Origin of the sequence: Vibrio coralliilyticus (genome assembly GCF_024449095.1) — a bacterium.
Taxonomy (GTDB): Bacteria; Pseudomonadota; Gammaproteobacteria; order Enterobacterales; family Vibrionaceae; genus Vibrio; species Vibrio coralliilyticus_A.
Genome location: NZ_CP024627.1, coordinates 2,674,801 through 2,697,517, shown reverse-complemented (window position 1 = coordinate 2,697,517; position 22,717 = coordinate 2,674,801). Strand labels below are relative to the sequence as shown.

At 45.2% G+C, this 22,717-nt stretch carries 18 protein-coding genes; 11 read left to right on the top strand and 7 right to left on the bottom strand.

The window, feature by feature from the left end; translation table 11 throughout:
* Nucleotides 1–133: 133 nt before the first annotated feature.
* The 3 genes from rsmC to hemL form a co-directional block, all read right to left on the bottom strand.
* Nucleotides 134–1,156 carry a 16S rRNA (guanine(1207)-N(2))-methyltransferase RsmC gene (gene rsmC / locus CTT30_RS12690; protein ID WP_252035319.1) on the bottom strand — a complete coding sequence of 341 codons (1,023 nt, stop codon included), beginning with the start codon at nt 1,154–1,156 and terminating at the stop codon, nt 134–136.
* Nucleotides 1,157–1,233: 77 nt separating this feature from the next.
* Nucleotides 1,234–2,319: an AI-2E family transporter gene (locus CTT30_RS12685; RefSeq protein ID WP_239837776.1), complete on the bottom strand. Its 1,086-nt coding sequence runs from the start codon at nt 2,317–2,319 to the stop codon at nt 1,234–1,236.
* 261 nt (nt 2,320–2,580) lie between these two features.
* Nucleotides 2,581–3,873, bottom strand: coding sequence for a glutamate-1-semialdehyde 2,1-aminomutase (gene hemL / locus CTT30_RS12680; RefSeq protein WP_239875155.1), 1,293 nt, complete (start codon nt 3,871–3,873; stop codon nt 2,581–2,583).
* A 255-nt stretch (nt 3,874–4,128) separates the two neighbouring features.
* Here hemL and erpA point away from each other — a divergent pair, with 255 nt between their 5' ends.
* The 3 genes from erpA (at nt 4,129) to CTT30_RS12665 (ending at nt 8,858) form a co-directional block, all read left to right on the top strand.
* Nucleotides 4,129–4,470 (top strand): iron-sulfur cluster insertion protein ErpA, encoded by a 342-nt coding sequence (erpA, locus tag CTT30_RS12675; RefSeq protein ID WP_239837774.1) that lies wholly within the window; start codon nt 4,129–4,131, stop codon nt 4,468–4,470.
* A gap of 182 nt (nt 4,471–4,652) precedes the next feature.
* Nucleotides 4,653–5,729, top strand: coding sequence for an efflux RND transporter periplasmic adaptor subunit (locus CTT30_RS12670; protein ID WP_252035318.1), 1,077 nt, complete (start codon nt 4,653–4,655; stop codon nt 5,727–5,729).
* A 15-nt stretch (nt 5,730–5,744) separates the two neighbouring features.
* A complete protein-coding gene (locus tag CTT30_RS12665) occupies nt 5,745–8,858 on the top strand; it encodes an efflux RND transporter permease subunit (protein WP_252035317.1) in 3,114 nt (1,037 codons plus the stop codon).
* Between the two features lie 90 nt (nt 8,859–8,948).
* Here the strand turns inward: CTT30_RS12665 and CTT30_RS12660 are convergent, their stop codons facing one another.
* The gene (locus CTT30_RS12660; protein ID WP_239837771.1) at nt 8,949–9,971 is read right to left on the bottom strand and encodes a porin; all 1,023 of its coding nucleotides are present in this window, start codon (nt 9,969–9,971) and stop codon (nt 8,949–8,951) included.
* A 531-nt stretch (nt 9,972–10,502) separates the two neighbouring features.
* On the opposite strand from CTT30_RS12660, the gene greA reads away from it, so the two are divergent.
* Nucleotides 10,503–10,976 (top strand): transcription elongation factor GreA, encoded by a 474-nt coding sequence (gene greA, locus CTT30_RS12655; RefSeq protein ID WP_239837770.1) that lies wholly within the window; start codon nt 10,503–10,505, stop codon nt 10,974–10,976.
* A gap of 72 nt (nt 10,977–11,048) precedes the next feature.
* On the opposite strand, the gene yhbY is transcribed toward greA, so the two are convergent.
* On the bottom strand, nt 11,049–11,345 hold the full coding sequence (gene yhbY, locus CTT30_RS12650; protein ID WP_239837769.1) for a ribosome assembly RNA-binding protein YhbY: 297 nt from the start codon (nt 11,343–11,345) through the stop codon (nt 11,049–11,051).
* A gap of 113 nt (nt 11,346–11,458) precedes the next feature.
* On the opposite strand from yhbY, the gene rlmE reads away from it, so the two are divergent.
* The 6 genes from rlmE to rimI all read left to right on the top strand — a co-directional run bounded on the left by rlmE (nt 11,459) and on the right by rimI (nt 17,332).
* A complete protein-coding gene (rlmE, locus tag CTT30_RS12645; RefSeq protein WP_239837768.1) occupies nt 11,459–12,088 on the top strand; it encodes a 23S rRNA (uridine(2552)-2'-O)-methyltransferase RlmE in 630 nt (209 codons plus the stop codon).
* 107 nt (nt 12,089–12,195) lie between these two features.
* Entirely contained in the window at nt 12,196–14,160 is a 1,965-nt protein-coding gene (gene ftsH, locus CTT30_RS12640) for an ATP-dependent zinc metalloprotease FtsH (protein WP_239837767.1), read from the top strand.
* A 48-nt stretch (nt 14,161–14,208) separates the two neighbouring features.
* Nucleotides 14,209–15,039: a dihydropteroate synthase gene (gene folP / locus CTT30_RS12635; protein ID WP_239865194.1), complete on the top strand. Its 831-nt coding sequence runs from the start codon at nt 14,209–14,211 to the stop codon at nt 15,037–15,039.
* A gap of 26 nt (nt 15,040–15,065) precedes the next feature.
* On the top strand, nt 15,066–16,406 hold the full coding sequence (glmM, locus tag CTT30_RS12630; RefSeq protein ID WP_252035316.1) for a phosphoglucosamine mutase: 1,341 nt from the start codon (nt 15,066–15,068) through the stop codon (nt 16,404–16,406).
* Between the two features lie 85 nt (nt 16,407–16,491).
* Nucleotides 16,492–16,890: a DNA polymerase III subunit psi gene (locus CTT30_RS12625; protein WP_252035315.1), complete on the top strand. Its 399-nt coding sequence runs from the start codon at nt 16,492–16,494 to the stop codon at nt 16,888–16,890.
* A 1-nt stretch (nt 16,891) separates the two neighbouring features.
* Entirely contained in the window at nt 16,892–17,332 is a 441-nt protein-coding gene (gene rimI / locus CTT30_RS12620; RefSeq protein WP_239865189.1) for a ribosomal protein S18-alanine N-acetyltransferase, read from the top strand.
* 1 nt (nt 17,333) lies between these two features.
* On the opposite strand, the gene CTT30_RS12615 is transcribed toward rimI, so the two are convergent.
* Entirely contained in the window at nt 17,334–19,385 is a 2,052-nt protein-coding gene (locus CTT30_RS12615; protein ID WP_239875163.1) for a putative bifunctional diguanylate cyclase/phosphodiesterase, read from the bottom strand.
* 220 nt (nt 19,386–19,605) lie between these two features.
* Here CTT30_RS12615 and prfC point away from each other — a divergent pair, with 220 nt between their 5' ends.
* Nucleotides 19,606–21,195, top strand: coding sequence for a peptide chain release factor 3 (gene prfC, locus CTT30_RS12610; RefSeq protein WP_239837761.1), 1,590 nt, complete (start codon nt 19,606–19,608; stop codon nt 21,193–21,195).
* Between the two features lie 207 nt (nt 21,196–21,402).
* Here prfC and srmB read toward each other — a convergent pair whose 3' ends face one another.
* Nucleotides 21,403–22,635 carry an ATP-dependent RNA helicase SrmB gene (srmB, locus tag CTT30_RS12605; RefSeq protein ID WP_252035314.1) on the bottom strand — a complete coding sequence of 411 codons (1,233 nt, stop codon included), beginning with the start codon at nt 22,633–22,635 and terminating at the stop codon, nt 21,403–21,405.
* Between the last annotated feature and the right edge of the window lie 82 nt (nt 22,636–22,717).

Genomic DNA, 22,717 nt, shown 5'->3' with positions numbered 1-22,717 from the left:
TTCCTAGAATGACAAAATTAACGAGTTTTTTTACTTTGACAAGTAAGTCTGATTTAAAGCGTGGAGGGATGCGCAAATTTAGCGTAGCGGGGTGAGATAAGCCCGATATACAGGTTTGAATCGGGCTAGCTAGTTATTTCTTCGCGTAATAAATCGCGAATTTATTGGTCTTATTTAGCGTCTCGCAATTACCAAACGCTTGTTGAATAATGGGTGGGTATTTGAGGAAACTATTCGCCACAATCAGTAACTGCCCCTGTGTATTCAGGTACTTTGGTGCATCAGCTAACAAGGTTTCTGTCGCACTGTAACTGGTATCTAGACCTGCATGGAAAGGAGGGTTGCTGATAATGAAGTGGTAATCATTGCTGGTGCCAGAGTAAATATCAGAGGCAAATACGCAACCTTTCAATCCGTTTGCTTCTAAAGTGGCTTTGCTTGATTCGACCGCCAGTGCGCTGATGTCACACATTTCCAGTTCGATGTCTGAATTGATTGTGGCCATGACTGAGCCAATCACACCGGCTCCACAGCCAAAGTCGAGTACTTTCCCGGTCAAGGATGGCAGTGTATCAAGGAGCAGTTTACTGCCCACATCAAACTGACCGTGGCTGAATACCCCAGGTAGGCTTTTTACTGTCAAGTCGTGGCCTTGGTAGCTGACTTGATACTGCTTAAACCAGTCTTTGAGGTTAAACTGGGCGGGCTGTTCAAGGCATTGCCCCCAGTAAAAAGAGCATCGCCTTGCTGAGTCAAACTTATTAATTGGGCCATAAGCTTTAAACATCTTTTCAATGCTTTTTACCCCTGAACGGTTTTCGCCGACGACCACAATTTCCGTGCCTGGACCTAGCTTGGCGAATAGCATTGCCAGCAAAAACTCCGCTTCTGCTTTCGCTTTTGGCCAGTAAAGTAAGATCATATCTGCTTGAGTTGGCTGATCAAATTCAGCACCAAATACAGTCGTGAGCTGGGTGTAGGATTCTAGCTGACGGTAGTAACCATAGTGAGTTGTGAACACAGTAACGGATTCACAATGTTTGGTCAGTTCAACCGGAAATAGATCTTCTGATTCTCCGGCGACGAGAACATGCTTGCCTGCAAAGTAGGCGAGCTGTCGTTGTGCGATTTGGCTTGGGGCAATGTAAGCAGACATAGTGAACTCTGACAGAAAAAGACGGGGGATTTTCGCATAATCCCCCACATTCTTGAAGTTTTCCTGTTTCCTAGATCTTAGTTCTGATCTTGTTCATCAAGGAAGTCTTTAAACTCTTCCTCATAAATATTAAATAGCACCATAGTAATGGCGAAAATCAGTGGGCCGTAGATAAGGCCAATTAAACCGAATAAATGAAGACCACCTAACAAAGAAAAGAAGATCATTAAGGTGTTCATGCCTGCACTGCCTTGCATGAGTAATGGTCTTAGCAGATTATCGATTGAACCAACAACCGCCACACTCCAAATAGTGAGGAATATTGCCCAGGTGGTGTCTCCGGTCAGAAATAGGTAAGCCGCGGCCGGAATCCAAATTAAGGCTGTCCCTACAACCGGTATAAAAGAAGCAAAACCCATCATCGTACCCCAGAATAAACCGGGAAAGCCTGCGAGCCACATACCGATACCCCCAGCGACCCCCTGTGCAATCGCTGTGAGAAAAGATCCCATTACCGCGGATTTTGAAACTTGTTCAACTTCATCCAGCAGCTTGTCTTCTTGGCTGCGCGAGAGTGGCAAAATATGGCGAATCGCCGCGATGATTTTGTCGTGATCGCGAAGTAAGAAGAATAAAACAAATAACATCAGGAAAAAGTTGAGTAGGAAGTTAGTCGCATCTCCCAGTATTTTGGCACTGATACCGACAAGGTTAGAGCCAAATGACGTTGCAAATTGGGCGACTTTCTGGCCGATTTCTTGAGGTTGAACTTCATCAAAAGGTAAGTAGGTGTTGATGAGTGACAAACCTTTAATGACCCAAGGATGTTCAAATAACGCTTGGATACCACCATGAGTTACCCATTGATAGACATTTTGCGAAAAGGAGGAGCCTTGTTGAACGATCGCGGCAAAAACAAACAGTAAAGGCAGTACTATGATGACAGTGAGTAAGGTACAGGATAGTAGTGAAGCGAGGTTTCTGTAATTTGGCATCCGGTTCTCAATCCATTCATGAATCGGAAACATGAGCAGTGAGATGATAAACGCCATCACAATTGAGTTGATGTAAGGTTCAACTAATAAGAAACATGCAAGGCCAGCAGCAAGCAGGGCAATAATCAACACTCTATGACTGGAAGTTATTTTGAGTTTTTCTGACACGTTAGTTGTCCAATGATTCGTCGCGATAGAAGTATAATGGCCGCAAAACACTGCGTCTTCAATGTAAAATCAAAATGTTATCAGCGGAGGGTAAAAATTATGGGCTGTTGTAACGATAAAAAAGCTTGTGGCGGGAGTACAAAGCAGAAGCGGAAGATACCATGGTTTTCTGTGATTATGATTTCTCTCTTAGTGTTAGTGATCGTGAACTGGCAATAAAAAGGCTGCAATTGCAGCCTTTTTGTCAGTTAAAAGAGGTTATTACGCCTCTTTAGCCAGAATGGCAAGACAGCGATCGGCCGCTTCTAAAGTTGCGTCAATCTCTTTACTGCCGTGTGCTAATGAAGTAAAACTCGCTTCAAATGCAGACGGTGCTAAATAAACCCCGTGTTCTAGCATTAGGTGGAAGAAGCGCTTAAAGCGTTCGATATCACACTTAGTCACGTCTTCGTAGCAAGTTATTTCTTGTTGGTCAGTAAAGAAGAAACCAAACATACCGCCAACTTGGTTAACCACCATTGGAATCCCGTGCTGTTCCGCTAGAGCTTTAAAACCTTCAGCCAGTTGTTTGGTTTTTGAAGCAAGGCGCTTTTCGTTACCTTCCTCTTTAAGTAAGCTCAGACAAGCGTAACCCGCAGCCATCGCTACCGGGTTGCCTGACAAGGTACCTGCCTGATAAACCGGGCCTGTTGGCGCAATGTATTGCATCACGTCTTTACGGCCACCAAAGGCCCCCACAGGCATACCGCCACCGATAACTTTACCAAGCGTGGTGATATCTGGCTTAATGTTGTAATGACCTTGAGCACCTCCTAAGGCGACACGGAAACCTGTCATAACTTCATCAAAGATCAGCAGTGCGCCTTCTTCATCACAGATTTGACGCAGACCTTCGTGGAAACCTGCGACTGGTGGGATACAGTTCATATTGCCCGCGACGGGTTCAACGATGATACAAGCGATCTCGCCTTTATTGGCAGCAAAAAGCTCGCGAACCGAATCCAAGTCATTAAACGTGGCTGTGAGCGTGTGCTTTGCAAAATCCGCAGGAACACCTGGTGAGCTTGGTTGACCAAGTGTTAATGCGCCAGAACCTGCTTTAACCAACAAACTGTCGGCATGGCCATGGTAGCAGCCTTCGAACTTGATGATTTTATCGCGACCGGTGAAGCCACGTGCAAGGCGGATGGCACTCATTGTGGCTTCTGTACCTGAACTCACCATGCGGACTTGTTCCATGGATGGTACCAGCTCAGAAACCAGCTCTGCCATTTGGATTTCCATTTCAGTCGGCGCACCAAAGCTTAGACCACGCTGCGCGGCTTCAATCACGGCTTCGCGGATGACTGCATGGTTGTGGCCAAGGATCATCGGGCCCCAAGAACCAACATAATCAATGTAAGCTTTACCATCAGCATCGAAAATTAACGGGCCATCTGCACGTTCTACAAAGATAGGTGCACCGCCAACGCCGTTGAAAGCACGTACTGGAGAATTAACGCCACCAGGAATGGTTTGTTGTGCTTTTTCGTAAAGCTCTGCTGATTTGGTCATGGATATATCCTCTTCTGATTGCTCGGACCAATTTGGCTGGCATTGTACCTGCCGATTCCGGTTCAAGAAAACGCTTTGCGCCACATTATGGGCAGTTTTCCATCAGGAAGGCGGTGTTTTTGTGAAAAAAAGCCGTCAGAGGTGGCGAATACTTGAACGGATAACTCAGGTATTAGATAATGACTCGATTATACAAAGATGATTTATCCAATCCTGCTAATAGCGATTGGATTTACACGAGTGAGAGAGGTCATCGTGAGCGAATTAAATATCCCACTAACATTTTCAGATGCAGCGGCACAACGTGTTGGTGCGCTCATTGCTGAAGAAGAAAACCCGAACCTAAAGCTACGTGTTTATATCACGGGTGGTGGTTGTAGTGGTTTCCAGTACGGTTTCACCTTTGATGAAAACGTTAATGATGGTGATACAACCATTGTTAATAGCGGTGTGACACTCGTCGTTGACCCGATGAGTTTACAGTACCTAGTCGGTGGTCAGGTTGATTATACTGAGGGTTTGGAAGGTTCTCGTTTCTTCGTCAATAACCCCAATGCCACGACAACGTGCGGATGTGGCGCTTCATTTAGCGTCTAACGTAAAAGTCTAATTTGAAGAGCCGCGCTAAGTCGCGGCTTTTTAGTCTCTGCATATTCTATGCAACTAGGTCAGAACTGAGACCTCGGCTAGATTACTGTCCAACTGTATTTTATTTTTTATTGGTTAATTAATATCCTGAGCTTATTAAAGTTGGTGCTTTTACTCAGCAAAGGATTGTTATGGGCAGATTCTCACTTCTCCGCTTTCTCGCGGTCAGACCTTATATAGTGTCACTATTTATCATTCTACTTCTGTCTATTTGGCTCGGGCTAGGAACACTCAAAGCCGATGATGGTCACGCAAATCATCAGGAAGAGGGAGTACCGCTTGCCAAAGTCGCTTTCCAAAACTTTACAGCTCAAAACACCCACAAATCGATTGATTTATATGGTCGAACAGCACCAGATAAGCAAGCCCAACTGGGGGCTGAAATTGCAGGGAAAATTATTGAAATCAAAGTGCGCAAAGGCTCCAGTGTTAAACAAGGCCAAGTGATTGCTTTAATTGATAAAGGTGATCTCGAGATTCAACTTGAGCGAGCAAAAGCCATGCTTAAAGTGCGTGAGAAAGAGTACAAAGCGGCTCAATCATTGAAAAATAAAGGTTTGCAAGGTGAAGTCGCGTTTAGTAATGCCGAGGCTGCCTTGGTTGAAGCTCGAGCCATGGTGAGTAATGCGAACATCGCATTGAGAAATACAGTGGTGACAGCTCCGTTTAGTGGCATTGTCGATAGTTTATCGATTGAATTAGGTGACTTTGTTGGGGTTGGCGATCCAGTGGCGACATTGATCGACCTTAGCAAAATTGTTATTGAAGCGGATGTCAGCGAGCGCCACATTCAAGACTTGACCCTTAACCAATCAGCATCAGTCAGTTTTATTGGTGATGAAACGCTGGAGGGAAAAGTACGTTACATTTCACGGGTATCTTCTCCTTCTACTAATACTTTCCCGATTGAAATCGTGTTACCCAACCCACAGCAGCAGATTCCCGCAGGGATTAGTGCCGAGGTTGAGCTGAGTCTGAAACAGCAACTGGCGGTGAAAGTGACCCCTGCGATGTTGGCACTGGATGATTCGGGCAACCTAGGAGTCAAAACATTAGTGGATAAACGCGTTCATTTTGTTCCGATTCAGCTAGTCAAGGCCGAGCAGGATGGTGTGTGGCTGACAGGCTTGGGTGAGCAGGTCAGTATTATCACCACAGGGCAAGGCTTTGTGCGAGATGGCGATCGAGTTATCGCTGTCGAACAGTAATAATAAGGAGTCATTATGTACGCCTTAATTGATGCGGCCTTATCCCGTACTCGAACCATGCTAGTGCTGCTCGTTTTCGTCCTGATCGCTGGCGTTATGACTTACCTGACGGTACCGAAAGAGTCCAGCCCGGATATTACCATTCCAATAATCTATGTCTCCGTGGGGCATCAGGGAATTTCGCCGACCGATGCCGAGCGTCTCTTGGTTCGTCCGATTGAACAGGAGTTACGTTCAATTGAAGGGGTTAAGGAAATGACCTCAACCGCTTCAGAAGGGCATGCTTCCGTGCAGTTAGAGTTCAGCGTCGGTGTGGATCTGAATAAAGCCATGGCGGATGTACGAGAAGCGGTTGATTTAGCAAAACCAAAACTACCGGAAGACAGTGATGAACCGACGGTCAATGAGGTGACGTTTGCTTCAGAAGAGCCAGCGCTAACGGTGGTTTTGTACGGTACCGTACCTGAGCGCACCATAGTGCAAATTGCCCGTCAACTCAGAGATAAGCTGGAGAGTTTTCGTCAGATCTTAGAAGTCGAGATCGCTGGTGACAGAGAAGACATAGTCGAGATCGTTGTTGACCCTTTATTGATGGAAAGCTACGGATTAGACCAAGCGGATATCTATAACTTGATTGCTCTTAACAACCGAGTTGTAGCGGCAGGATTTGTTGATACCGGTTATGGCCGCTTTTCGGTGAAAGTCCCCTCCGTATTCGACTCGTTAAAAGATGTTCTTGAGTTGCCAGTTAAGGTTGATGGGAAACAAGTGATCACTTTCGGTGATGTCGCAACAGTGCGCAGAGCGTTTCGCGATCCTGAAAGCTACGCGCGTCTTGACGGTAAATCGGCGATTGTTTTGGATGTGAAAAAGCGCGCCGGTGAAAATATCATTGAGACTGTCGCTTTGCTCAAGAAGGTGATGGAGGAAGGACAAAAACGCGCAGACTGGCCGAATAATTTGCAGGTCAAATACACTTGGGATCAGTCTAAAGACGTCAAAATGATGCTCAATGATCTGCAAAACAATATTTTGTCAGCGATCATTCTAGTTGTTGTGGTGATCATCGCAATCTTAGGTGTCCGAACGGCCTTATTGGTGGGCGTCTCCATTCCTGGTTCTTTTCTCACGGGGCTATTGGTGCTTTCTGTATTTGGCCTGACGGTTAATATCGTAGTGCTGTTCTCTCTGATAATGGCGGTCGGTATGCTGGTGGACGGGGCAATTGTGGTGACAGAGTTTGCGGATCGGCGCATGCAAGAAGGCACGCCGCGTCGAGATGCATATCGGGATGCTGCTAAACGCATGGCATGGCCTATTACCGCGTCTACTGCGACAACTTTAGCGGCATTTGCGCCGCTATTGTTCTGGCCAGATATTACTGGCGAGTTTATGAAATACCTGCCTTTGACACTGATTGCGACATTGGCTGCGTCATTGGCGATGGCATTGTTGTTTGTTCCTGTACTAGGCGGTTTGATTGGTAAGCCACAACATGTGACTAAACAGCAACGTGAGAAAATGGTCGCTCTGCACGACGGCGACTTTTCCAAGGCCACCGGGCTCACCAAGCTGTATTATGAAACGCTTAAACTGGCTTTACGCCACCCGCTCAAAATTCTATTAAGTGCGATTTTACTTGCTGTGGGAGTTGGTTTCACCTATGCCAAAGCGGGCTTAGGCGCGGAGTTCTTCCCTGAAGTGGACCCACCATTTTTTACTGTAAAAGTGCGTTCTTATGGCGATCTGTCGATAAACGAGAAAGACGTCATCATGCGTGATATCGAGGCAGTAATGCTTGGTCATGACGAATTTGAAAGCGTTTATACCAAAACGGGTGGGGATGATGAAATCGGGCAGATTCAGATCACGCCAGTGGATTGGCAATATCGCCGTAAAGTGAAGACCATTATTGATGAACTAAAGCAAGCAACCGACCAATATGCTGGGGTAGAAATCGAGTACAAGTTCCCAGATGCCGGGCCGCCTGTGGAGCATGATCTGGTTATTGAAATGTCGACACGTATTCCTGGAGAACTAGATCGCGCGGCTAAAATGGTTCGTCATTGGGCAGATGCGTACCCTGCTTTCACCAATATTAGTGATACATCGAGTAAAGAGGGGATTGACTGGCAGATAGATATTCGCCGAGATGACGCGTCCCGATTCCTAGCTGATGCCACCTTAGTTGGTAACACGGTTCAGTTTGTCACCAATGGACTTAAGCTGGGGGATTACTTGCCAGATGATGCCACGGAAGAGGTCGATATTCTGGTGCGTTACCCAGAAGATAAGCGTGATATTGGCCGTTTCGATCAGCTTAAAGTCAAAACAGCAGCGGGTATGGTACCCATCACCAACTTTGCCAGCATCATTCCAGATCATAAGCAGGATACTATTCGTCGTATAGACGGGCATAGAGTGATCAATATTTTTGCCGACATGAAAGAAGGTTACAACTTAGCGTTGGAACTACCGAAAATCGAAAAGGCCTTGGCTGAAATGGATTTACCTGAGGGTGTAGAGTTTAAGATCCGCGGTCAGAATGAAGAGCAAGAGAACTCTTCAGCTTTCTTACAAAAAGCATTTTTGGTTGCACTCGTAGTGATGGCACTGATATTGATCACTCAATTTAATAGTTTTTATCAGGCATTTTTGATCCTCAGTGCAGTGCTATTCTCTACTGTTGGTGTGTTTGTCGGCCTACTTATTTTTCAAAAGCCGTTTGGTGTCATTATGTCGGGGATAGGTGTGATTGCTCTGGCGGGTATCGTCGTGAATAACAACATTGTTTTGATTGATACCTACAATCAGCTTCTTAAGAGAGGTTTGGATAAACGAGATGCAATTTTAAGGACTGGAGTACAGCGCTTACGTCCTGTTTTGTTAACGACAGTGACGACCATTCTTGGTCTTTTGCCAATGGTGCTAGAAATGAATATCGACCTGATTAATCAGAAAATCGAATTTGGTGCTCCAAGTACCCAGTGGTGGTCGCAATTGGCGACTGCCGTTGCAGGAGGACTAGCGTTTGCAACGGTACTAACGCTGGTATTGACGCCCTGCTTACTCATGCTTGGACGACAGCATAAGGTCGAGGAAAGTGCAAATATTGTCCTAGAAGAGTAGCTCTGCTTCGTAAGGCTAAATGGAAAATGTCCCTTGAACACCAACTCGGGGTTCAAGGGACATACTATCAGCGCTTTAGTTAGTGACTAATTAGAAGTCGTAACGTAGACCTAGAGCAATTTCGTCTTCTGATTGGATCTTAGTTGCGTTACCAACTGTAGTGTCAACAGAGCCGATCTTGTCGCCTTCACTGATTAGGTTAAAGTTGTAAGAAACGTAACCACGGAAATTAGGCTTAAAGTAGTAGGTTGCATCGATTGCTACATTGTCAGCAGAAGTCTCGTTGTTAGTTTCTGCGTTGTTGTAGGTAGTCGAGAATACAGTCTGACCCATAGTATAAGCCGCTGCAAGTTCGTACCCCGTGTAGTCAACAGTGCTCTTTGAGTTAGAAAGCTGCTTTTCACCGTCAGTGTAGATACCAGCAAAGTAAAGGTCATTGATTGAGTATGACGCAGTACCCATGTACTCGTTAGCTTCGTCTTGAGCTGCGTAACCAGCACCTAGCTTAACGCCAGTTTCACCGATTGCGTAGATTGCTGATAGAGAGTAGCCATCTGCATCGTTATCTGTGTATGAACCAGGGTTTGTTGTGTCTTCTGTGCGGTCAGCAAAACGGTAGCTTGCTTTTAGACCTAGGTCAGCAAATTGGCCTTTGTAAGAGATCATATTGTCTGAACGATCAGCTACAGCTAGTTTGTCTGCTGCAGAGTTACCGTGGTAAGCCATGATATCGGTAAAGTCTGTTAACACGCCTAGGGCACCTTCGTTTTTACCGTAAGTCACCTCACCGAACTTACCACCAAGTCCACCATACAGGTAACGGTTTGTTAGAGTGTCCGTGCTGCTGTCTGTAGCGCCACCATTTTCGTTCGTAGTGAACTCACCTTCGTAGAAGCCGACACCGTATAGGCTGTCAGTGATCTGAGCTGTACCAAGGAAGTTTAGGCGTACGCGAGAGTTATCTTCAGCTTTGCCATCTTTTAGCGATAGGCGAGCTTCAGCACGACCACCCATTTCGATAGTGTTACCGTCTTGGTTGTAGATTTCCGCTGCGTTTGCGCCAGTTGCCACTGCTGCTGCAGAAACTGCTAGAGCGATCAGAGTTTTGTTCATCTTATAAGTCCTAATTTACTGTCCATAAATAGTTTGGAGAAAATGTTTAACGTTGTTGTTCGTTTCACTTTTTCCTTTCTTCCGTTCTATAGCCCAAGTGCACAGTGGAATAAGAAACACAACACACATTGAGTGCCATAGAGCATTTGGTGTGCATTGTTGTACCGTCAAAGTTCCTTGATGAGTTAGTAAAATGATATAAATTGGGCTAATGAACAGTGTTTTATTTAATGTAAAAAATGCTCAAGTTATTGTATTTTAATTATTATTTTTGGTTTCTTATCGCTTCTTTATATATCTGTTATTTAGATTTTTTTATTCAATAGTTGAACTATAAAAAGAATTTTGCGGAGCTATTTAGCTGATTGAATTATCATATTGAAGACGTAAAAGTTATGAGTATTGAATTCAGATGATTTAGTCGTTAACTTTGTTTACACTAAAGGAAATTGATTAGTTAACCCACTACCTAATCCACAGGATTAGGTAGTTTTGTTTTGTCCAAAGATAGCTTTGGCAATGAGGTAAACAATGGAAAAAGTCCCAATGACAGTGCGCGGTGAACAAAAGCTGCGCGAAGAATTAGACCGACTACTAAAGCTTCGTCCACAGATTTCTGAAGCTATTGCAGAAGCGCGTGAACTCGGTGACCTGAAAGAAAATGCGGAGTACCATGCAGCCCGTGAAGAGCAGGGGATCTGCGAAGCACAAATCCGTGACATCGAATACAAGCTATCGGTAGCTCAGGTTATTGACGTCACTAAAATGGATAACTCAGGCAAGGTTATCTTTGGTTCGACAGTGACACTTATTGACTGTGACACTGAAGAAGAGAAAACGTACCAGATTGTCGGTGACGACGAAGCAGATATTAAAGCAGGTCGTATTTCTGTGAGTTCACCAATCGCCCGTGGTTTAATTGGCAAGATGGAAGGTGATGAAGTTGTGATTTCTACACCAGGTGGTGATCGTGATTTCGAAATCGACAGTGTTGAGTATGTGTAAAACTCTTTTCACCTGAAACTAAAAAGGTCGCTGAGTGCGACCTTTTTTATACCGTTAAAATCTCAATCCACTTTATTTACGTGGTAATTCGATTTTACGATCTTCAGTCTGACGATACAGAACCAGTGTCTTACCGATGACTTGTACTTTTTCTGCGCCAGTTTCGCGAACGATAGCTTCAATAATCAGGTTTTTCGTTTCGCGATCTTCAGAGGCTACTTTTACTTTAATCAACTCATGGTGATTAAGAGCAATTTCGATTTCCGCTAGAACAGCCTCAGTGAGTCCATTTGCGCCCATAAGCACAACAGGTTTTAGACTGTGCGCTAGGCCTTTTAGATGCTGTTTTTGTTTGGTGCTTAGGTTCATTACGCGGCCAATTTTCTTTACTATAAGGGTTGAAAAATACCATTTTAACGCCATCTACCCTTGAAGACTATAATTTATTGGGTAAGTTGGTCCCTCTATTAGTTAGGAATCGAATGAGTAAACAGAAACATTCGGCAAGCTCTGGCCGTTGGTTGAAAGAACATTTTGATGATAAATTCGCGAATGAAGCGCGTAAAAAAGGCTACCGTTCACGAGCCTATTTCAAGATGGAAGAGATTCAAAACAAAGACAAAATACTCAAATCTGGGATGACTGTCGTCGATTTAGGTGCGGCTCCCGGTGGTTGGTCTCAATATGCTGCTAAGATAGTAGGTGATGAAGGTAAAATCATCGCGTGTGATTTACTTCCAATGGATCCTATTGCTGGAGTGAGCTTTTTACAGGGAGACTTCCGTGAAGATGCTGTATTAGAAGCGTTACTGGATAGAATCCAACCTTCTATGGTCAATGTTGTGATGTCAGATATGGCGCCAAACATTGCTGGGAATAATTCGGTTGATCAGCCACGAGCTATGTATTTGGTCGAATTAGCTTTAGATATGTGTCGACAAGTTCTTGCGCCCAATGGTAGTTTTGTTGTTAAAGTATTTCAGGGCGAAGGCTTCGATCAATACGTTAAAGACGTTCGTGAAATGTTCAAAGTCGTGAAAATCCGTAAACCTGATTCTTCAAGGGCTCGCTCCCGAGAAGTATTTATTGTAGCCACTGGTTACAAAGGTTAACTATTTGCTCTACAGAGCAGCAGTTAACACTGTAGCTACAGTCAACAAACTGTAGTACCCTACCTTTAATTACAATTAGTTATCGCGAGGCTGACACCTTGAGTGACATGGCAAAAAATTTAATTCTGTGGCTTGTGATCGCCGTAGTCTTGATGTCGGTTTTCCAGAGCTTTGGCCCTGGGGAAAGTAACGGCAGAGCGGTTGATTACACCACGTTTGTACAGGAAGTTGGCCAAGGCCAGATTCAGGAAGCAACATTTAAAGGCGAGGAAATCACTTTCACTCGTCGTGGCGGTGGCTCGCGTTATGTTACTTACATGCCGGTCTATGACCAGAAATTGCTGGATGACCTGATTAACCAGAATGTGAAAGTGCAAGGTACTCCTCCAGAAGAGCAGAGCTTACTTGGCACGATCTTTATTTCTTGGTTCCCAATGATTTTACTGATTGGTGTATGGATTTTCTTCATGCGTCAAATGCAAGGCGGTGGCGGTAAAGGTGCCATGTCTTTCGGTAAGAGCAAAGCTCGTATGATGAGCGAAGAGCAAATCAAAACCACATTCGGCGATGTTGCTGGTTGTGATGAAGCGAAAGAAGACGTTAAAGAGCTGGTAGATTACCTGCGTGATCCAAGCCGCTTCCAGAAGTTGGGCGGTAAGATCCCAACTGGTGTTTTGATGGTTGGCCCTCCTGGTACAGGTAAGACGCTTTTGGCTAAAGCGATTGCCGGTGAAGCGAAAGTACCATTTTTTACCATTTCTGGTTCTGACTTTGTGGAAATGTTCGTTGGTGTTGGTGCATCTCGTGTACGTGACATGTTCGAACAAGCGAAAAAAGCAGCACCTTGTATCATCTTTATTGACGAGATTGATGCAGTTGGTCGTCAGCGTGGCGCCGGCGTGGGTGGCGGTCACGATGAACGTGAGCAAACACTAAACCAAATGCTGGTTGAAATGGATGGTTTTGAAGGTAACGAAGGTATTATTGTTATCGCTGCAACCAACCGTCCAGACGTTCTTGACCCTGCTCTACTTCGTCCTGGTCGTTTTGACCGTCAAGTGGTTGTTGGTCTACCAGACGTTCGTGGTCGTGAACAGATTCTTAAAGTTCACATGCGTAAAGTACCACTAGCTGGTGATGTAGAGCCATCTCTTATCGCTCGTGGTACACCAGGCTTCTCGGGTGCTGATCTAGCTAACCTAGTTAACGAAGCAGCCTTGTTTGCAGCGCGTGGTAACAAGCGTAACGTTTCTATGGTTGAGTTTGAATTGGCCAAAGACAAGATCATGATGGGTGCTGAGCGCCGTTCTATGGTGATGTCGGAAGAGACGAAAGAGTCTACGGCTTACCATGAAGCGGGTCACGCGATTGTTGGTCGTTTGGTTCCTGAACATGATCCAGTTTATAAGGTTTCTATCATTCCACGTGGCCGTGCGTTAGGTGTGACGATGTACTTGCCTGAGCAAGACCGAGTGAGCATGTCTCGCCAGCACTTAGAGTCAATGGTTTCTAGCCTATACGGCGGTCGTCTTGCTGAAGAGCTTATCTACGGCGCGGACAAAGTATCGACTGGGGCTTCTAATGATATCGAACGTGCAACCGATATTGCGCGCAAGATGGTGACTCAATGGGGTTTCTCCGAAAAGTTAGGTCCGTTACTTTACGCAGAAGATGAAGGCGAAGTTTTTCTTGGTCGCAGCGTAACGCAAACGAAGCACATGTCAGATGATACGGCTAAGCTCATTGACGACGAAGTGCGTAGTATCATTGATCGCAACTACGAACGTGCTAAGAAAATTCTTGAAGAAAACATGGACATTATGCATGCAATGAAGGATGCATTAATGAAATACGAAACCATCGATGCAGGTCAAATTGATGATTTGATGGAGCGTAAAGCTGAAATTCGTGAACCAGCAGGTTGGAGTGATAATAGTGGTAATAAGCCAGAATCCAAGCCTGAGAATAAGGTAGAAGAGAAAGAGTCACCAAGTGAAGCAAAAGACGAAGAGCCAACTGCTTCACAAGAGAACACTTCAGCAGAAGCGACTGAGAAGAAAGACTCAGAATAGTGTATTTGATTAAGAGAAACCCCGAGGAAACTCGGGGTTTTTGTGTTTATGATATTAAAAGCAAACAATAAAACTCTCGATTTATCTGAACCCCAAGTGATGGGGATATTAAATGTAACGCCGGATTCTTTTTCTGATGGCGGTCAGTTTCAAGCATTAGACGATGCACTTAATCAAGCTCGACGTATGATTGATGCCGGCATCACCATTATTGATATCGGTGGCGAGTCGACTCGTCCAGGAGCTCCTGATGTTGATTTAGAAGAAGAATTACAGCGAACTATTCCTGTGATTAAAGCGATTCGTACATTTTCTGATGTGTGGATCTCAATTGATACCAGCAAAGCTGAAGTGATGAGGCAAGCGGCTGAAGCCGGAGCTGACATCATTAACGATGTGCGAGCACTTCAAGAACCTAATGCGCTTGAAGTCGCAGCCGCGACTGGATTACCGGTTTGTCTCATGCATATGCAAGGCCAACCTCGCACTATGCAAGCCAATCCACATTATGATGATCTGCTCAAAGAAGTGGAAAAGTTTCTTCACGAGCGTATTAAGGCGTGTGAAGAGGTAGGTATCGCACGAGAACAGCTCATACTCGATCCCGGGTTTGGTTTTGGAAAAACACTAGAGCACAACTATCAGATGCTGTCTCATCTAGAAGAACTTCATCAATTTGGCTTGCCAATACTAGCGGGAATGTCGAGAAAATCTATGATCTTCAAGCTGCTCGACAAAGCACCCACGGAGTGCGTGTCAGCTAGCGTAGCATGCGCTACAATCGCGGCGATGAAAGGGGCTCAAATCATCCGAGTTCACGATTTTGAACAAACGCTTGATGCGATGAAAATAGTCTCAATGGTACGAAAAAACCACTGAGAAAAAGATGATAAAAAGGAATAAATATGTCTGATAAAAGACGATATTTTGGGACTGATGGTGTACGTGGAAAAGTGGGTCAGTATCCCATTACCCCTGATTTTGTCCTTAAACTTGGTTGGGCTGCGGGGCGTGTTCTAGCAAAGCAGGGCACAAAGAAAGTCATTATTGGTAAAGATACGCGTATTTCAGGTTATATGCTGGAATCAGCACTTGAAGCAGGCCTTGCGGCTGCAGGCCTAAAGGCCACGTTTACAGGGCCAATGCCAACCCCAGCTGTTGCTTACCTAACTCAAACATTTCGTGCTGAAGCGGGTATTGTGATTTCGGCTTCTCATAACCCTTATTATGATAATGGTATCAAGTTCTTCTCTTCTGAAGGGACTAAGCTACCGGATGATATTGAGTTAGCGATTGAAGCTGAGTTGGACAAAGATATTGAATGCGTTGAGTCATCTTTGCTGGGCAAAGCAAGCCGTTTGAATGACGCGGCCGGGCGTTATATCGAATTCTGTAAAAGCACTTATCCTTCTGAGTTGAGCCTTGCTGGGTTAAAAATTGTAGTGGATTGTGCGCATGGCGCAACTTACCATATTGCACCAGCCGTCTTTAGTGAGTTAGGCGCTGATGTTATTGCTATGGGCATTGAGCCTGATGGTACGAATATTAACCACGAAGTCGGTGCAACGGACGTTAAAGCGTTACAGAAAAGAGTTGTGGAAGAACAGGCTCACCTAGGCTTAGCATTCGATGGCGATGGTGATCGCATCATTATGGTTGATCATCTAGGCAATAAGATAGATGGTGACCAGATTGCCTATATTATCGCTCGTGACGCGCTGCGCCGTGGAGAATTAAAAGGCGGGGTTGTCGGGACTCTGATGACAAACCTAGGCATGGAAAATGGCCTCAAACAACTGGGTATTCCCTTTGTTCGTGCTGCAGTCGGTGACCGCTATGTTATGGAGCAATTGCTTGAGAAAGGCTGGAAGATCGGGGCGGAAAATTCAGGCCACGTGATTTTACTTGATAAAGTGACAACGGGAGATGCTATTGTCGCTGCGTTGCAAGTACTTGCTTCAGTTGTTGGTAGTGACATGTCCCTGCATGAACTTTCTCAAGGTATGACCTTATACCCTCAAGTACTGGAAAATGTCCGTTTTTCTGGTGATTCTAATCCTCTCGAAGCGGAAGCGGTGAAAGCGTCTGTTGTTGAAGTTGAAACAGAGCTCGGTGATAAAGGTCGAGTGCTGTTACGTAAATCAGGCACTGAGCCGCTTATCCGAGTTATGGTGGAAGGTGAAGACGCTGAATTAGTGAAATCATCAGCACTAAAAATTGCAGACGCGGTGAAAGCTAGCTTCTAAGGCTTTTCATTTCGTTTAGTCGTATAATAGCGGTGCCTGCTTGTGATAGCATGGCGCCGTTTTTTATTCTAGCGATTTGCCAATTATGACGACTCAAGAGCTTACATACTTACACGAAATGGGGATTCAAGCCTATCAACTGGCTCACCCGGAAAGGTTGCAAGGCTACAGTGTTGAAGGTATTGCTTTACCTGATGATTGCAAAATGCTCTTAGTATCACCTCAACAGCCGTTAGGCTCTACCGTAACCTTGTTTGAGAATATTTTAAAAACCATCAATTTGACGTTAGAGCAATCTCTCTATTTTGCCCCAGAGCATCTGGCTTTACTGGAGAATTCTCAGGTTGATTGGATCTGGTTTGCTGGTTGTGAAGCTCAGTTGGAGTTGGGGCAGAGGACGCTGCGATCTCCATGCCTAAATGAAATTGATGGCAATCAGCAACATAAACGCGTGCTCTGGCAACAAATCCAAGCTTTAAAATAATATGACCCTACTTCCTTTAGCTGAGGCTCACCTCGATTCGGTGTACTCAATAGAAACCCAAGCACATAGTCACCCTTGGTCAGAAGCGATGATTCGCGATGTGACAAGCAGAGGTGCGTGTCATCATGTGCTATTGGATGACAATACGGTTGTTGGCTATTTTTATGCTCAGAACATTGTTGGTGAGGTTACGCTTCTCAACATTGCTGTTGATCCTACTCAACAAGGAAAAGGCTACGGTAAACAACTTATCGAGTCTTTCCTAACTATGTGTGAACAGCTCAATGCTGAAAGCGCTTGGTTAGAAGTAAGGGAAAGCAATACACGCGCGGCTAATTTGTACGAGGCGGTAGGTTTTAATGAGGTTGATCGCCGCGTTAATTACTACCCAACGACGACCGGAAAAGAAGATGCCATTATAATGAGCTACATCTTCTTTTAGATTATTTCTGTACCGCTTTGATGGTTGGAGAGCCTTCAACCGGATAGAAGTTTGCTTCAAATCGTGAAATCAATTCTGAGGCAGGAAGAGGCTTGTCGAATAAGTACCCCTGGAATTGATCACAACCGAGTTGTTTGAGGGTATTCAGCTCGTCGGCATCCTCAACCCCTTCTGCGATGACTTCAAGGTTGAGTCTCTGCGCTGTCATGATGATGGTGTCGACAATAGCTTGATCACTTTCATCCATGTGCAACTGAGTAACAAATGAGCGATCTATTTTTAGTACATCAACTGCAAGATGCTTTAGGTATCTCAATGAAGAGTAGCCCGTACCGAAGTCGTCGATGGAAATTTTGAGATTGTGTTGCTTAAGCTTACTCATCTTCTGAATCGCACTTTCGACGTTTTCAAGCAAAAGGTTCTCGGTAATTTCCAGTTCTATATGTTCTCCATCAATATCAGCTTGGGCAAGCACATCATGTATGTGTTCGACAAAACTGTTCTGCGAGAATTGCAGTGGGCTGATATTGATAGCAAGACGACGGAAAGTCTCTGGCAGGACTCCTTGTTTACGCCAGCGTGAGTATTGATAACACGCTTGTTCAATAATCCAGTTACCGATTTGTAAGATCTGTCCGGTTTCTTCAGCGATTGGCATAAATACCCCAGGAGGCAATACGCCTTTCTCTGGGTGGTTCCAACGGATCAATGCTTCGACCCCAACGATTTGTTGTTCGCCATTCACCTGAGGCTGGTAGTAAAGCTCTAACTGACCTTTGTTAAGCGCTTCATGGAGACCTTTTTCTATTTCTAAGAAAGATTCCACCTGAGCCTGCATCTCTGGCTCATAAAACATGTACTTGTTTCTTCCGGCAACTTTGGCTCGGTATAACGCGGTATCAGCCTGACGTAGCACATCAATGTTGGTGGTGCTGACAGAAGGAAATACAGAAATACCGACACTGGTTGTGCAATAGAGTAGGTGATCGTCAATGGAATAGGGATTAGAAATCAATGCCAGCAGCTGTTGAGCTGTTTCATGCGCTTTATCTGGGTGAATTGAGGGCATGAGAATAGCAAACTCATCGCCTCCGATACGGGCTGCGGTATAGTCATCAATTAGCCAAGCTTCGATACGTTTTGAGATCGCTTTGATAAGGTGGTCACCGATAGTGTGGCCTAACGAATCATTAATGGTTTTAAAGCGGTCTAAATCAAGATAAAACAAGACACCGGAAGTATTTGTTTGCTTGGCATGTTCGATCGCCTCTTCCAGCATTTGTAGCAATAAACTCCGGTTGGCCAACCCAGTTAACGAATCATAATAAGCCAATTGGTTCAGCTTAGCTTCTGCCGCTTCTCTGTCTTTCCACAGATTGTGGAACGTTTTCGCCAAGTGTCCGAGTTCATCATCACGATACAAATTCGGCATGGGAACTTCTGCGTTTTTGTCTTGAAGTGAGCGTACCCAATCGATCAAGGTGACCAGAGGTTTGGAAAGCTTCTGGTAGAAGAACAGCAGCAAAATGGTTGTTAGCAGAATGTTCCTGAATAAGTCAAAGAGAAGAATTTGGCTGGTTTTGGCAATAAAGTCTTTGGCAATATTGGCGCCATTCACAGAGAAACTTAATGTGCCAACCACCACGTGGGAATTCGGCTGGTGTAGCTCAGTTTTGTAAACGGGGGTTGTTGGTGTCAAATAATGAGAGAGTGCTTCGGTAAATGAGTTTTCAAGCGATACTCCCCTTTCCCGTTCGGTCAAAGTATCGCCAAAGTCATCAACAATGGAGACTTTATAGATAGCACTGTCCATCATCAAGCTCGATGCTACTTGTTCGGCTAAAAGCTGATTTAAGTGATATGCAGCCTGGCTGGCATTGGAATAATTCTGTAATAGCTTAAATTGGTAGTGTGCTTCAATCCGTTTTTGTTCCTGATGAAGGTCCACCAAAATTTGATATAAGCTGAAAATGATCCCTAATATCACGGATACTAAAAAAACCGTTTTCGCTTGCCGGAATGCTAATGAGTTTATTTTCTTGCTCGTAGGCATAATTTTATATAGTTCCCTCTACTCCTTTAGTTATAGCCTAAATTTATTGATATTTTAATTTGTATCTTACTTAGATGTGAATTGTTAGGCTTTTATTCGCCTTTGTTGCTCCTAAAGGCAATATAAGCGAGAATACCGCGCAAAACCGAATCAATCTGCCAGCTTATCAGTCATGGTTATCTTGACGATACACTGGCGTTCAGATGAAGAAGATCTTTTGATGTCAAATACAGCATTTACCGGCGAAGTTTCCAAGCGCAGAACGTTCGCTATCATCTCGCACCCAGATGCGGGTAAGACCACCATTACTGAAAAAGTATTACTTTTCGGACGCGCAATTCAAACGGCAGGTACAGTAAAAGGCCGTGGCTCTGCTCAGCACGCGAAATCTGACTGGATGGAAATGGAAAAAGAGCGTGGTATCTCGGTCACCACCTCAGTGATGCAGTTCCCATACAACGAATGCCTAGTCAATCTATTGGATACACCGGGACACGAGGATTTCTCAGAAGATACTTACCGTACTTTAACGGCGGTTGACTCCTGCTTGATGGTGATCGACGCAGCGAAAGGTGTTGAGGATCGTACTCGCAAGTTAATGGAAGTGACCCGTCTGCGTGACACACCGATTGTAACGTTCATGAACAAACTTGACCGTGATATCCGTGATCCCATGGAGCTACTGGACGAAGTCGAAAGTGAGTTAAATATTTCCTGTGCACCGATTACTTGGCCTATTGGTTGTGGTAAAGAGTTTAAAGGTGTGTACCACATTCATCGTGATGAAACGATTCTCTACTCGACAGGCCAAGGCCACACCATTCAGGAGAAACTGGTTGTAAAAGGCTTAGATAACCCTGAACTTGATGAGGCGGTCGGTGCTGAATTAGCGGATCAGCTACGTGAAGAGCTTGAGCTTGTGATTGGTGCATGCCCTGAGTTTGATCAGGAGTTGTTCCTTGCAGGTGAGCTTACGCCGGTATACTTTGGTACGGCACTGGGTAACTTTGGGGTTGACCATATGCTGGATGGCTTGACGGAGTGGGCGCCAGCGCCGATGCCTCGCCAGGCGAATGAGCGTCAAGTCGAAGCGAATGAAGAAAAATTCTCTGGCTTTGTATTTAAGATTCAAGCCAACATGGATCCAAAACACCGCGACCGTATTGCTTTCATGCGTATTGTTTCTGGTACCTATACGCAGGGTATGAAGATGAATCATGTGCGCCTTGGTAAGCAAATCAATATTTCTGATGCGGTTACCTTTATGGCTGGTGATCGCTCTCGTGCTGAAAATGCTTATGCGGGTGATATTATTGGTCTGCATAACCACGGTACCATCCAGATTGGCGATACTTTCACTCAAGGTGAAGCGCTCAAATTCTCCGGTATTCCTAACTTTGCCCCTGAGCTATTCCGTCGTATTCGTCTAAGAGATCCATTGAAGCAGAAGCAGTTGCTAAAAGGTTTGGTACAGTTATCTGAAGAGGGGGCGGTGCAAGTGTTCCGTCCGCTACAAAATAATGATCTTATCGTAGGTGCGGTCGGTGTGCTTCAGTTTGACGTCGTTGTTGCGCGTTTAAAAGCGGAGTACAACGTAGAAGCGATTTACGAAAGTGTTAACGTTGCAACTGCGCGTTGGGTCGAGTGTGAAGATGGCAAGAAGTTAGATGAGTTCCAGCGTAAGAACCAAGCCAATCTAGCACTGGATGGGGGCGATAACCTGACGTACATCGCGCCAACTATGGTCAACTTGAATCTGGCGAAAGAGCGTTTCCCAGATGTTGAGTTCCGAGCGACTCGCGAACACTGATCTTCGTCACCTTTGGCGCGATAGCGGTGTTGACTGCGTAACCTCATCTTAGCTAGCGCCAAAGGACTTGGTAGATCTGATAACTCAATACCGCCTCTGTATAAAGGCGGTATTTTTGTTTTTAGCAATGAGGATGCGCTTTTAGCCGATCGAAAATAAAAAGGGCTGATGCTCTCACATCAACCCTTTAGTGTTGTTAGTTTGTCGCTACTTTTTCTTCTTTGCGACTTTCTTTTTGCCTTTCGCGGTGGACGCTTTCTTGTCGTCTTTTTTCTTTTTCTTGAATGTAGGTTTCTTGTGCTTAGGGCGAAGCTCTTTAATGAAGCGCTCTTTGATCTCTTCTTTTACGTAGCGAGCCACGCGATCCATCATGGGTTGGTCGTGGGCCTCGACGAGTGAGATCGCATTGCCTTTCTTACCAGCACGAGCAGTTCGGCCGATGCGGTGAAGATAAACATCTGCGCTTCGTGGCATGTCGTAGTTGATAACATGGCTGACATCTGGCAGATCAATGCCTCGCGCCGCCACATCAGTGGCAAGAAGCACATTGACTGAGCCATCGCGGAATCGTGCAATGGCGTTGTTACGACGATCCTGTGGCATTTCACCTTGAATCCAGGCACATGGAATTTGGGCTTTTTCCAATTCTACGCGTAGCTCGGCTAGTCGTTCCCGAGTTTTAAGGAAGACAATAGAACGCTCAGCTTGGTCATTGATGATTTTTTTCAGTAGCTCTAGCTTATGCGACATATCATCAGCACGGTGATACCACTGAGCAATCTTTTTACGCTCGCGACGAGAAGGTTCGGCATCGATCTCTGCGGGCTCTTTGAGTAGATCAGCGGTAAAACCTTCTACGCCTTTACCTTCAAGTGTCGCAGAGAAAAGTAAGGTTTGTTTTCGCCAGCGACATTCAGAAGAAAGACGATCAACGGTCGGGCCAAAGCCCATGTCGAGCATGCGATCCGCTTCATCTAGGATCAACCATTCGATTGCTCGGCAGTCGAAACGTTCTGCTTCGATGTATTCCATCAAGCGTCCTGGGGTCGCAACCACGATATCTTGGGTTTTGGAGAGAATATCAGCGTGTTCCTGATACTGTACTCCACCTGTGATGGTGAAAATGTTTAGGCTGGTATGTTTGGCGAGCTCACGAGCTTGGTCAGCGACTTGCATAGCCAATTCGCGAGTCGGAGTCAGGATCAGCACACGAGCAGGCCCCGGCTTACGACGAGGGAAGTCTTGCAAATATTGCAAAGCGGGCAAGACAAAAGCGGCCGTTTTACCTGTGCCAGTCGGCGCCGAAGCGAGAATGTCTCTGCCGTCCAAAGCTTGTGGAATGGCTTCAGCCTGGATCTGGGTTGGGCGGGTATAACCCATTTCTTCGATTGCAGCGAGCAAGTTGTTATCTAGCTCTAGTTCAGCAAAATTTCTGATCACTCTGGTGTCTCCACAAGCTGGTAAGTGAGAACGATAAATTTAAGGGAACGTATTATAGAGGGTTCGGTGATAAGGATCACAC

Coding starts and splice junctions, on each gene's coding strand:
- rsmC (WP_252035319.1), bottom strand. CDS start 1,156: ATGTCTGCTTACATTGCCCCAAGCCAAATCGCACAACGACAGCTCGCC.
- hemL (WP_239875155.1), bottom strand. CDS start 3,873: ATGACCAAATCAGCAGAGCTTTACGAAAAAGCACAACAAACCATTCCT.
- CTT30_RS12670 (WP_252035318.1), top strand. CDS start 4,653: ATGGGCAGATTCTCACTTCTCCGCTTTCTCGCGGTCAGACCTTATATA.
- CTT30_RS12665 (WP_252035317.1), top strand. CDS start 5,745: ATGTACGCCTTAATTGATGCGGCCTTATCCCGTACTCGAACCATGCTA.
- CTT30_RS12660 (WP_239837771.1), bottom strand. CDS start 9,971: ATGAACAAAACTCTGATCGCTCTAGCAGTTTCTGCAGCAGCAGTGGCA.
- greA (WP_239837770.1), top strand. CDS start 10,503: ATGGAAAAAGTCCCAATGACAGTGCGCGGTGAACAAAAGCTGCGCGAA.
- yhbY (WP_239837769.1), bottom strand. CDS start 11,345: ATGAACCTAAGCACCAAACAAAAACAGCATCTAAAAGGCCTAGCGCAC.
- rlmE (WP_239837768.1), top strand. CDS start 11,459: ATGAGTAAACAGAAACATTCGGCAAGCTCTGGCCGTTGGTTGAAAGAA.
- ftsH (WP_239837767.1), top strand. CDS start 12,196: ATGGCAAAAAATTTAATTCTGTGGCTTGTGATCGCCGTAGTCTTGATG.
- folP (WP_239865194.1), top strand. CDS start 14,209: ATGATATTAAAAGCAAACAATAAAACTCTCGATTTATCTGAACCCCAA.
- glmM (WP_252035316.1), top strand. CDS start 15,066: ATGTCTGATAAAAGACGATATTTTGGGACTGATGGTGTACGTGGAAAA.
- CTT30_RS12625 (WP_252035315.1), top strand. CDS start 16,492: ATGACGACTCAAGAGCTTACATACTTACACGAAATGGGGATTCAAGCC.
- rimI (WP_239865189.1), top strand. CDS start 16,892: ATGACCCTACTTCCTTTAGCTGAGGCTCACCTCGATTCGGTGTACTCA.
- CTT30_RS12615 (WP_239875163.1), bottom strand. CDS start 19,385: ATGCCTACGAGCAAGAAAATAAACTCATTAGCATTCCGGCAAGCGAAA.
- prfC (WP_239837761.1), top strand. CDS start 19,606: ATGTCAAATACAGCATTTACCGGCGAAGTTTCCAAGCGCAGAACGTTC.